We start from the raw sequence: 9858 nt of genomic DNA, 5'->3' as shown, positions 1-9858 counted from the left end.
CTATTTCTAAAAGCAATAATCTAATAGATTACAATTCTAGAATTATGTCTTTGGGTTCTTGTTTTGCCGAAAATATGGCTAAGAAATTAGAATATTTTAAGTTTGATAATTTGGTGAATCCTTTTGGAATTATTTTTAATCCCGTTTCTTTAGAAAAATTGATTCTTAGAAGTATTCATAAAAACTATTTCACAGAAAACGATATTTTTTATCATAACGAAGCGTGGCATTGTTATGAAGTCCATTCGGAATTATTGAATCCAAATAAAGAAGAGTTTCTAAAAACTTTAAATGAATTAATCGATTCCACAAATAACCAAATAACCAAATCCACGCATATCATTATCACGCTAGGCACGGCTTGGATTTACAGAAATATAGAAACCAACGAAATTGTAGCTAATTGTCATAAAGTACCTCAGAAACAGTTTGCAAAAGAATTGCTTTCGGTAGAAAAAATTCAAGAAAGTTTACAAAACATAATTACATTAATAAGGGAAGTAAATAAAGAAGTAAAATTTATTTTCACGGTTTCTCCAGTTCGACATATCAAAGATGGTTTTGCAGAAAATACGTTGAGTAAATCACATTTAATAACTGCAATTCATCAAATTGTTAATTGTCAATTATCAATTGTTAATTATTTTCCTTCCTACGAAATCATGATGGACGAACTTCGTGATTACCGTTTTTATGCTCAAGATATGTTGCATCCAAACCAAACCGCGATCGATTATATTTGGATTCGTTTTTTTGAGAATTATGTCGATGAAAAAGAATTTATCATAATGCAGCAAGTTTGCGACATTCAGAAAGCATTGCATCATAAACCTTTTAATCCAGAATCCGAAAGGCATGTAAAATTTTTAGAGAATTTGAATCAAAAAATCAATATATTAGCTTCAGGATATCCATTTATGAAGTTTTAATTGTTCTCATTATGATCAACTTGTATAAGAAATTGTTTTTCGGCTTACTCATCCTTATTTTAGGCTTTTTCACCTATAAATTTTTTACTTCAGATAGTGAAAGCTCGACCGAATACAATTCCAATCTCATACAAGAGCAAATAAAAAGTGTTGGAAAACTGGTTGTTACAGAAGGTCATTACTCCCAAGTGCTCACTTTTAAAGATAAAGATAGTTATATGGCTGGATTGATTTCTTTTGATAAGAAAGCAATAGTTGTTGCTAATTCTGATGTTTTGGTAATGTATGATTTACGCCAAATGCAATATGATATTGATGAGAAAAATAAAAGCATTCGTATCATTTCTATTCCAAAAGAAGAAATAAAAATAAGCCCTGATATTCAGTATTACGATGTGGAACAAAGTAAATTTAATGAATTTACAGGTGCCGATTTTAATGCGATCACCAAAAAAGTAAAAGCCGATTTAGCTAAAAAAATCGAAAAATCTACTCTAAAATCGAATGCTAAGAATCGTTTAATCAGTGAGCTTTCAAAAATACTTTTAGTTACCCATTCCGTAGGTTGGAAAGTGGAATATAAAGGACAAGAAATAAAATCTGAAAAAGAATTTAAATTATAATCAGAAAAATCTATTAGAAATACAACACGGTTGTATTTAGGTATCACTATTTTAGGACAAAACAACATAAAAACAAAAATCCGTCAAGAATCATTCTTGACGGATTTTATGTATTGTGACACTTTGCAAAATCTTACATCATGCCTGGCATGCCACCACCCATTTGGTTTCCGCCTGCGTTTTCTTCTTTTATTTCTACTAAAGCACATTCGGTAGTCAAGATCATTCCGGCAACAGAAGCAGCATTTTCTAGCGCTACACGAGTTACTTTTTTAGGATCTATAATTCCAGCTTTCAGCATATCTACATATTCGTCAGTTTTTGCATTGTACCCAAAATCACCTTTTCCTTCAGCAACTTTTGCAACCACTACAGAACCTTCCAAACCTGCATTTTCTACAATGGTTCTTAGCGGAGCTTCTACAGCACGAGATACAATTTGAATTCCTGTTGCTTCATCAGCATTATCCGCTTTAATATCTTTTAATACATTTTTAGCTCTCAATAAAGCGACACCACCTCCAGCAACAATTCCTTCTTCCACTGCTGCACGAGTTGCGTGAAGCGCATCGTCGACACGGTCTTTCTTTTCTTTCATTTCTACTTCAGAAGCAGCGCCAACATAAAGAACGGCAACTCCACCAGCTAATTTAGCCAAACGTTCTTGCAATTTTTCTTTGTCATATTCAGAAGTTGAAGCTTCCATTTGACCTTTTATTTGGTTCACACGATTTTTAATCATATCGGCTTCGCCAGCACCACTTACAATGGTTGTATTGTCTTTGTCGATAGTTACTCTTTTTGCAGTTCCTAACATTTCGATAGTTGTGTTTTCTAAAGTAAAACCTCTTTCTTCAGAAATTACAGTTCCACCAGTTAAGATGGCAATATCTTCTAACATTGCTTTTCTTCTGTCACCAAAACCTGGAGCTTTTACAGCAGCAATTTTTAGTGCACCACGTAATTTATTTACTACCAATGTTGATAAAGCTTCGCCATCTACATCTTCAGCAATAATTAATAATGGTTTTCCTGATTGAGCAACTGGCTCAAGAACGGGTAATAATTCTTTTAGAGAAGAAACTTTTTTGTCATACAAAAGGATGTATGGACTTTCTAATTCTGCATCCATTTTTTCTGGATTGGTCACAAAATAAGGAGAAAGATAGCCTCTGTCAAACTGCATTCCTTCTACAACATCTACATAAGTATCAGTTCCTTTAGCTTCTTCAACAGTGATAACACCTTCTTTTCCAACTTTCGCGAAAGCGTTAGCAATCAATTCGCCAATAACTTCGTCGTTGTTTGCTGAAATAGAAGCAATTTGTTTTATTTTTTCAGAATCACTTCCTACTACTTTTGCTTGTTTGGTCAAGTCGGCAACAATAGCTTCAACGGCTTTGTCTATACCTCTTTTTAAATCCATTGGATTTGCACCAGCAGCCACGTTTTTCAATCCTTCTTTTACAATGGCTTGAGCTAATACAGTTGCAGTTGTAGTTCCATCTCCAGCCAAATCATTGGTTTTCGAAGCAACTTCTTTTACCATTTGAGCTCCCATGTTTTCTAATGGGTCTTTCAATTCTATTTCTTTGGCAACAGTAACTCCGTCTTTAGTAACGGTTGGTCCTCCAAAAGCTTTACCAATAATTACATTACGACCTTTTGGTCCAAGAGTTACTTTTACTGCGTTAGCCAATGCATCAACACCACGTTTTAATCCGTCACGTGCTTCTATATCAAATTTTATATCTTTTGCCATTTTAATGTTTATTTATTTCATCCGTTCGTTATCGCTCGGTTGTTGATTTGATTAATCGTTTGTTTTGTTTAGATGATTGCTAAAATATCTTCTTCACGCATGATCAAATAATCTTTTCCTTCTAGTTTCAATTCAGTTCCTGCATATTTTCCGTAAAGTACAGAATCGCCAACTTTTACTGTAAGTGGTTCGTCTTTTTTTCCGTTTCCTATTGCAACGACAGTTCCTTTTTGTGGTTTTTCTTTGGCAGTATCTGGAATAAAAATTCCCGAAGCTGTTTTTGTTTCAGCAGCTACAGGCTCGATAAGAACTCTGTCTGAAAGTGGTTTAATATTTAATGTCATAATAAAATGAATTTTGTTATTTAATGATGTTATTGTCTTTTCAGAAATTATGCCAAGCAATTAAAACTGACAATTTTTCTTATAAAAAATGCCAGCATTGACAGGCTGGCACTTTAATTTTATATTTCGTAAGAAACTATTTTTTAACTTCTTCTGTTGCTGGTTTTGCAGCATCAGTAGCAACTGGAGTTTCTGTTGGTTTTGTTTCAGTTGGAGCAGCTTGTGGTGCAGTAGGAATTGCTGGAGCAGTAATAGTGCTCTCATCAATAATTTTTGAACCAGTTTCGCTATTTCCACCATTAAAACTTAAGCTTGACATTAAAATCAAGACGATTAATGCGCCCGCTAAGTACCATGTGCTTTTATCTAAAAAGTCAGTCGTTTTTTGTACACCACCCATTTGAGCTGAACCTAATGTAGAAGATAACCCACCACCTTTAGGGTTTTGAACCATAATGACTACGATAAGTAAGAAACAAACTATTGTTATTAAAACTAAAAAAATTGTAAATGTGCTCATTGTTTAACTATTATTATTTTGTTGTAACGTTTTTATATCCGAAATTCGGTCTGCAAAGAAAGTAATTTTTTCTGGATATTTCAAAATTAATATTTCATATGCTTGAATTGCTTTGTTATATTTTTTTTGTTCTAAATAAACCTTGGCTAAAGTCTCTGTCATTAAATAAGAGTTATCTTCTTCCTTTATAGTAAAAATAGGCGTTAACATGTCTTTTTTAACAGGAGAAATTTTAGGATTGGCTTCTATAAATTTGTCGATAATATCTAATTTTGATGACAAATTATTTTCTTCGCTATTGTTTTCAGCTAAATTTTCTTCTCTAACTATTGGTTTTACTTTAGCTAATTGTAACCATTCTTGAAAAGAATGTGTTTCGGCTGTATTAAAAGATAATGGTTTTCCTATTTCTAATTTTTCTTCAATAGTCGAAACTTGAGCTTCTTCAATAGTAATTTCTTCTTCAAGATCTTGATTGGCTTCTTTTATAGATGAAATAATCGATTTTTCAAGCGGATTAATTTCGGGTATTAAAACCTTAATTTCTGGTTCTGCTGTAACGATTTCAATTATAGTACTATCTACAACTGTTATATTATGTATTTCGGCTTCTTTTTCCTCAAAAAAGCCTTTTTGGATCCCTATAAAATTTTCAGAAGTAATTAAATCAAACAAAATTGATCTATCTGTTGTAAAAGCGGCTGTTTTTTTTAGTGATGTATTATACTTGAAACTATCCTGTTTATAAATGCCTTTTAGATGTAAACTTCTTGCGCTTTGAAAGTAAGGAAAATCGTGTAGAATTTTTTCCAAAGCAATAATCTGTCTATCATTGACGGCATCTGGCCTGTTAATCAAGTATGTATATTCTGTTACGTTCATTTAGTTTATTTGGTTATTTGTTTAATCGGTTAACCAAATAACCAAATAAACAAATAAACATTATTTTACCATTTTGCTAATGTAGCGTTAAATATATCTTGCGAAATACGCTCGAAAATCAAGTCTAGAGATTTTTTTAGTTGGGAACCAGTTGGTAAATTACTTCCTGGAAAATCGTCAAAAAAAGAGAAGCGTTTTTCAAAATCTTCTTCTGGTTTATTTTTATTAGAAAATCTAAGATTTATTGTTATTGATAGCCTACTTTGTGCAGCAGTTAAATCAGCGGTGGCAGTCATTGGACTTATTCTATAATCTACAATTTCGCCTTCGTATACTAAATCACCATCGGACGAAATTAAATTTAGATTAGTCTGATTTTGAATTAAATCCTGTAAACGGCGAGTAAAATCTCGGTCTATTCCAGGTTCTACTAATTCTGAAATATTTTGAAAATAACCAACTTGAAACGTTTTTGCATCAATTTTTCCTGTTCCAGTAAAGTTATAAACAGAACAACCTTGAAGTAAAAAAAAGGAGGAAATTAAAAATATGTATTTTATTTTATTCATTTTATTTTAAAAAAAAATGCTTTGCCAGTTCACTAAAGCTCGAGCCAAAGATATTCAAATAATTATCAATTGTCAATTATTGATTGCCAATTAAAGGTCAAATTGTTTTATTTTTCGGTATAAAGTTCTTTCGGAAATACCAAGTTCATCTGCAGCAGCTTTGCGTTTTCCTTTGTTTTTTTCTAACGATTTTTTGATCATTTCAATCTCGCGTTGCTCTAATTTTAATATTTCTTCTTCTTCGATTGTTTCTGCAAATTGAAATTCGTCTTCATTTTCATCAAAATCATTATCTTCATTATGATTAGTGAAGGCTGTATTTCTTGGTTCTTCTTCAAACGAGATTTCACTGTCGGCTTCCTTAGAACCGTATATTTTCTGAATTAGATTAGTGTTGATTTCTTGCACTTTTGCCGAACCATTTTTCATCAATTCTAATGTTAATTTTTTCAAATCGTGCAAATCACTTTTCATATCAAAAAGGACTTTGTATAAAATATCTCTTTCGGTCGAAAAGTCGTTTTCTGACTTTTTATTTTTAATAACGGAAGGCAAATTACTTCCTTCTTGCGGCAAGTAAGATAATAAAGTAGTACCCGAAATATCACGATTGGTTTCTAAAACTGAAATTTGTTCGGCCATATTTCGCAACTGACGAATGTTTCCTGACCAACGAAATTTTTGTAAAACGGAAACGGCATTGTCATCTAATTTCAAAGGAGGCATTTTGTATTTATGAGCAAAATCGGCAGCAAATTTCCTAAAAAGTAAATGAATATCATCTTTTCGGTCACGCAAAGGAGGTAATAAGATGTCTACAGTACTTAGTCTGTAATACAAATCTTCACGAAATTTTCCTTTTTCGATGGCATCAAATAAATTGACATTGGTTGCAGCCACAATGCGAACATTAGTTTTTTGCACTTGGCTTGAACCTACTTTTATAAATTCTCCATTTTCTAAAACTCGAAGCAAGCGGACTTGAGTTGTTAGCGGTAATTCGCCCACTTCATCTAGGAAAATAGTCCCACCATCAGCCACTTCAAAATAACCTTCACGAGTTCCAGTTGCACCAGTAAAAGCTCCTTTTTCGTGTCCGAAAAGCTCACTGTCTATAGTTCCCTCAGGAATAGCACCACAGTTTACAGCAATGTATTTTCCGTGTTTTCGGTGAGAAAGGGAATGTATTATTTTAGGAATACTTTCTTTACCAACGCCACTTTCACCTGCTACCAATACCGAAATATCAGTAGGAGCAACCTGAATAGCTTTTTCTATCGCACGATTCAATTTAGGATCATTTCCAATAATCTCGAATCGCTGTTTTATTGATTGTACTGTTTCCATTTAAAAAGGTTTAAAAGTTTAAGGTTTAAAAGTTTAAAGTTTCTTCACAATCTTGTCATTCTGACGAAGGAAGAATCTCAAAGCATTTATTTTAAACTCTTTTTTATGTTTAATGAATTAAAAAGTTCTTTTAATTCGTTGTATTGATTGTCTTTTAGATCGTCTTTTCTAATGACTTTGGCACATTTTTTATCTATGTAAATTAAAAACCAATCATTCTTTTCTACTAATTTATAAATATCTTTCCAATAATATTTCATGTTAAAGCTTTCTCCAACATCTTCAATATATTCATTATTGAATTTAATGAAAATATTTTCTTTCAATTTAATATTAGACAATCTTGTTTTTGTAATACTAAAAGTAGAAAATAAGACTACTATTGGTAGTAAAATGAAAATCAAATCAGGAAAATAGAACAATTCGATGAAACTTTTTGAACCTTGAATCATATTATAAATGTCAAAGCATAAGAATAAGAAGCTTAAAGGCAAGATGACATAGTAAAATGGTTTGTTCAAAACCAAAAATAAATTAACTTTAAAGTAATCTTTGAAAATAAAACTCGGCTTTATAATAATCTCTTTATCCATAATTAAACAACTTTAAACTTTAAAATTTTTTTAATTCATCTCACTCAAACCAACAGCAATTCCTTTTAAAGTTCCACTTGTGCAACTTTGAATCTTTACATTTACAAAATCTCCAATCTTATAATTCTCTTTTGGAAAAACGACAGTAATGCTTTGCGAATTTCTTCCAGAAAACTCTTCTGTCGATTTTTTAGATACTTTTTCTACCAAAACTTCTACAGTTTGACCTATGAATTCTTCACTACGTAACCAAGCGTGTTTTTGTTGCAAATCGACAATTTCTTGTAATCTTCTGGCTTTTGTTTCTTCAGTAACGTCGTCTTCCATTTTTCTTCCAGCCAATGTTCCTGGACGTTCAGAATAACTGTACATATAACCAAAATTATATTTTACATAGTCCATCAAACTCATAGTATCTTGATGATCTTCTTCTGTTTCTGTAGGAAAACCAGCAATCATATCTTGCGAAATTGATGCGTTTGGAATAATAGCTCTAATTTTATCAATCAAAATCATATATTCTTCCCGCGTGTGCAAACGATTCATTTCCTTTAATATACGATTACTTCCAGATTGAACAGGCAAATGAATATGCTTACATATATTAGAATGTTTAGCGATTACATGCAATACACTTTCATGCATATCTTGTGGATTTGAAGTCGAAAATCGAATTCTCATCTTCGGAAAACCAACGGCAACCATCTCTAATAATTGATCAAAATCTACCGCAGTAGCTTTTTGCATTTCAGTCGCATTGGCGAAATCTTTTTTCAATCCTCCACCATACCAAAGATAACTGTCTACATTTTGACCTAAAAGCGTAATTTCCTTAAAACCTTTATCCCATAAATCTTGAATTTCAGCCATGATACTTTGTGGTTCACGACTACGCTCACGTCCTCGAGTAAAAGGAACTACACAAAACGTACACATATTATCGCATCCACGTGTGATAGAAACTAAGGCTGTAATTCCGTTGCTCATTAATCGAACTGGCGAAATGTCTCCGTAGGTTTCATCTTTGCTCAAAATCACATTTATGGCATCACGACCTTCTTCAACTTCATTTAATAAATTAGGTAAATCTTTGTAAGCATCAGGCCCTACAACGAGGTCAACAATTTTCTCTTCTTCTAGAAATTTGTCTTTCAAACGTTCGGCCATACAGCCTAAAACGCCGACTTTCATTTTTGGATTAATACGTTTTACTGCATTGTATTTCTCCAAACGCTTGCGAATAGTTTGTTCTGCTTTATCCCGAATAGAACAAGTATTAACCAAAACCAAATCGGCTTCTTCTAATACATTTGTAGTATTATAGCCATTTCCAGAAAGGATAGAGGCTACAATTTCCGAGTCCGAAAAATTCATCGCACAACCATAACTCTCTATAAAAAGTTTCTTGGTGTTTTCGGGTTTATTTTCTAAAACAAGACTTTCTCCTTGTTTGTTTTCTTCAATAATCTTTTCCATAAGTCAAATTCTTTGGCAAATATAGTATAAAACAAAAAATCTGACAAGATGGCAGTTTTATTTAACAAATAATTTACTAATCATTCTTACTCATCCCATGCTCAAATCTAGCCTTACAATCTTCAATACTACCTGTAAATCTCCATTCTTTCGAAACCCCAAAAACAAAAAATCCTTTTCCTTTTGCCATTCTATCTAATTTCCAAAGGGCTTTTTTAGATAATTTCTCATACAAAGGTTCTAGTATTATACATTGTTCTTTTATTCCATAATTCCTGTCCCAGTCTTTCGCAGCTCCGCCTTTAAGTATTGTTTCAGAAAAATAAACGTGCTTTAATTGTGGAAAAGCGAATGCAAATACTTTTTTAGAGCCTTCATTGGCAAATGTTACTATTTCTTTATTTCTAACTACAAAAATGCGAATAAAGCCACAATCTAATTTTGAAAGCTGGTCGGCCACAATTCCAGCAGTCTTGATCCATTTTATGTTATGCCCTTGTTTTTTTATTTCCAAATCAAACCATATATAAAAATCCCTTATTTGACTGATGTTTTGATACTTTAAATCTCCATTTTCTACAGAGAGGTTAAACAAATTGGCTTTATTCCAAACGGCATCATGCTGCTTCCTGTTGTTTTTTAGCCAACAACCTTCTGCAAGCGATGATTGATTTGTTTCTTTCTGATAAGATTTAAAATTTTTCCATTCCTGCGAAATCACAATATGTGTGTTCAGCAAAAATAGAAAGACAACGAAAGGGGTTCGTGTTTTCAATAGTAAGATGTTTGGTTGAAGGGTTATTTAAAAAAAAT

The 9858-nt window shown here is 32.3% G+C and carries 11 protein-coding genes; 2 read left to right on the top strand and 9 right to left on the bottom strand.

Annotation, left to right across the window (positions count from 1 at the left end; translation table 11 throughout):
• Positions 1–2 precede the first annotated feature (2 nt).
• Together ACHZC3_RS08080 and ACHZC3_RS08075 are read left to right on the top strand one after the other, a co-directional pair.
• Positions 3–929: a GSCFA domain-containing protein gene (locus tag ACHZC3_RS08080; RefSeq protein WP_394759355.1), complete on the top strand. Its 927-nt coding sequence runs from the start codon at positions 3–5 to the stop codon at positions 927–929.
• 11 nt (positions 930–940) lie between these two features.
• Complete coding sequence (locus tag ACHZC3_RS08075; protein ID WP_394759354.1) at positions 941–1552, top strand: DUF4230 domain-containing protein; 612 nt, start codon at positions 941–943, stop codon at positions 1550–1552.
• A gap of 133 nt (positions 1553–1685) precedes the next feature.
• Here ACHZC3_RS08075 and groL read toward each other — a convergent pair whose 3' ends face one another.
• The 9 genes from groL to ACHZC3_RS08030 all read right to left on the bottom strand — a co-directional run bounded on the left by groL (position 1686) and on the right by ACHZC3_RS08030 (position 9820).
• Positions 1686–3314 carry a chaperonin GroEL gene (groL, locus tag ACHZC3_RS08070; protein ID WP_394759353.1) on the bottom strand — a complete coding sequence of 543 codons (1629 nt, stop codon included), beginning with the start codon at positions 3312–3314 and terminating at the stop codon, positions 1686–1688.
• Positions 3315–3382: 68 nt separating this feature from the next.
• A complete protein-coding gene (gene groES / locus ACHZC3_RS08065; RefSeq protein WP_394759352.1) occupies positions 3383–3658 on the bottom strand; it encodes a co-chaperone GroES in 276 nt (91 codons plus the stop codon).
• 136 nt (positions 3659–3794) lie between these two features.
• A complete protein-coding gene (gene secG, locus ACHZC3_RS08060) occupies positions 3795–4178 on the bottom strand; it encodes a preprotein translocase subunit SecG (RefSeq protein WP_394759351.1) in 384 nt (127 codons plus the stop codon).
• A 3-nt stretch (positions 4179–4181) separates the two neighbouring features.
• Positions 4182–5060 (bottom strand): tetratricopeptide repeat protein, encoded by an 879-nt coding sequence (locus tag ACHZC3_RS08055; protein WP_394759350.1) that lies wholly within the window; start codon positions 5058–5060, stop codon positions 4182–4184.
• Between the two features lie 65 nt (positions 5061–5125).
• The gene (locus tag ACHZC3_RS08050; protein ID WP_394759349.1) at positions 5126–5629 is read right to left on the bottom strand and encodes an LptE family protein; all 504 of its coding nucleotides are present in this window, start codon (positions 5627–5629) and stop codon (positions 5126–5128) included.
• 90 nt (positions 5630–5719) lie between these two features.
• Entirely contained in the window at positions 5720–6976 is a 1257-nt protein-coding gene (locus tag ACHZC3_RS08045; protein WP_394759348.1) for a sigma 54-interacting transcriptional regulator, read from the bottom strand.
• Positions 6977–7062: 86 nt separating this feature from the next.
• Complete coding sequence (locus ACHZC3_RS08040) at positions 7063–7428, bottom strand: YcxB family protein (RefSeq protein WP_394759347.1); 366 nt, start codon at positions 7426–7428, stop codon at positions 7063–7065.
• A gap of 171 nt (positions 7429–7599) precedes the next feature.
• Positions 7600–9045: a tRNA (N6-isopentenyl adenosine(37)-C2)-methylthiotransferase MiaB gene (gene miaB / locus ACHZC3_RS08035; protein WP_394759346.1), complete on the bottom strand. Its 1446-nt coding sequence runs from the start codon at positions 9043–9045 to the stop codon at positions 7600–7602.
• A gap of 76 nt (positions 9046–9121) precedes the next feature.
• Positions 9122–9820, bottom strand: a complete 699-nt coding sequence (locus tag ACHZC3_RS08030; RefSeq protein WP_394759345.1) for a hypothetical protein — start codon at positions 9818–9820, stop codon at positions 9122–9124.
• Between the last annotated feature and the right edge of the window lie 38 nt (positions 9821–9858).

This window comes from Flavobacterium sp. (genome assembly GCF_043720215.1).
Taxonomy (GTDB): Bacteria; Bacteroidota; Bacteroidia; order Flavobacteriales; family Flavobacteriaceae; genus Flavobacterium.
This window is presented reverse-complemented; position numbering and strand designations above follow the sequence as displayed.

Coding starts and splice junctions, on each gene's coding strand:
- ACHZC3_RS08040 (WP_394759347.1), bottom strand. CDS start 7,428: ATGATTCAAGGTTCAAAAAGTTTCATCGAATTGTTCTATTTTCCTGAT.
- ACHZC3_RS08055 (WP_394759350.1), bottom strand. CDS start 5,060: ATGAACGTAACAGAATATACATACTTGATTAACAGGCCAGATGCCGTC.
- groES (WP_394759352.1), bottom strand. CDS start 3,658: ATGACATTAAATATTAAACCACTTTCAGACAGAGTTCTTATCGAGCCT.
- ACHZC3_RS08045 (WP_394759348.1), bottom strand. CDS start 6,976: ATGGAAACAGTACAATCAATAAAACAGCGATTCGAGATTATTGGAAAT.
- ACHZC3_RS08050 (WP_394759349.1), bottom strand. CDS start 5,629: ATGAATAAAATAAAATACATATTTTTAATTTCCTCCTTTTTTTTACTT.
- secG (WP_394759351.1), bottom strand. CDS start 4,178: ATGAGCACATTTACAATTTTTTTAGTTTTAATAACAATAGTTTGTTTC.
- miaB (WP_394759346.1), bottom strand. CDS start 9,045: ATGGAAAAGATTATTGAAGAAAACAAACAAGGAGAAAGTCTTGTTTTA.
- groL (WP_394759353.1), bottom strand. CDS start 3,314: ATGGCAAAAGATATAAAATTTGATATAGAAGCACGTGACGGATTAAAA.
- ACHZC3_RS08075 (WP_394759354.1), top strand. CDS start 941: ATGATCAACTTGTATAAGAAATTGTTTTTCGGCTTACTCATCCTTATT.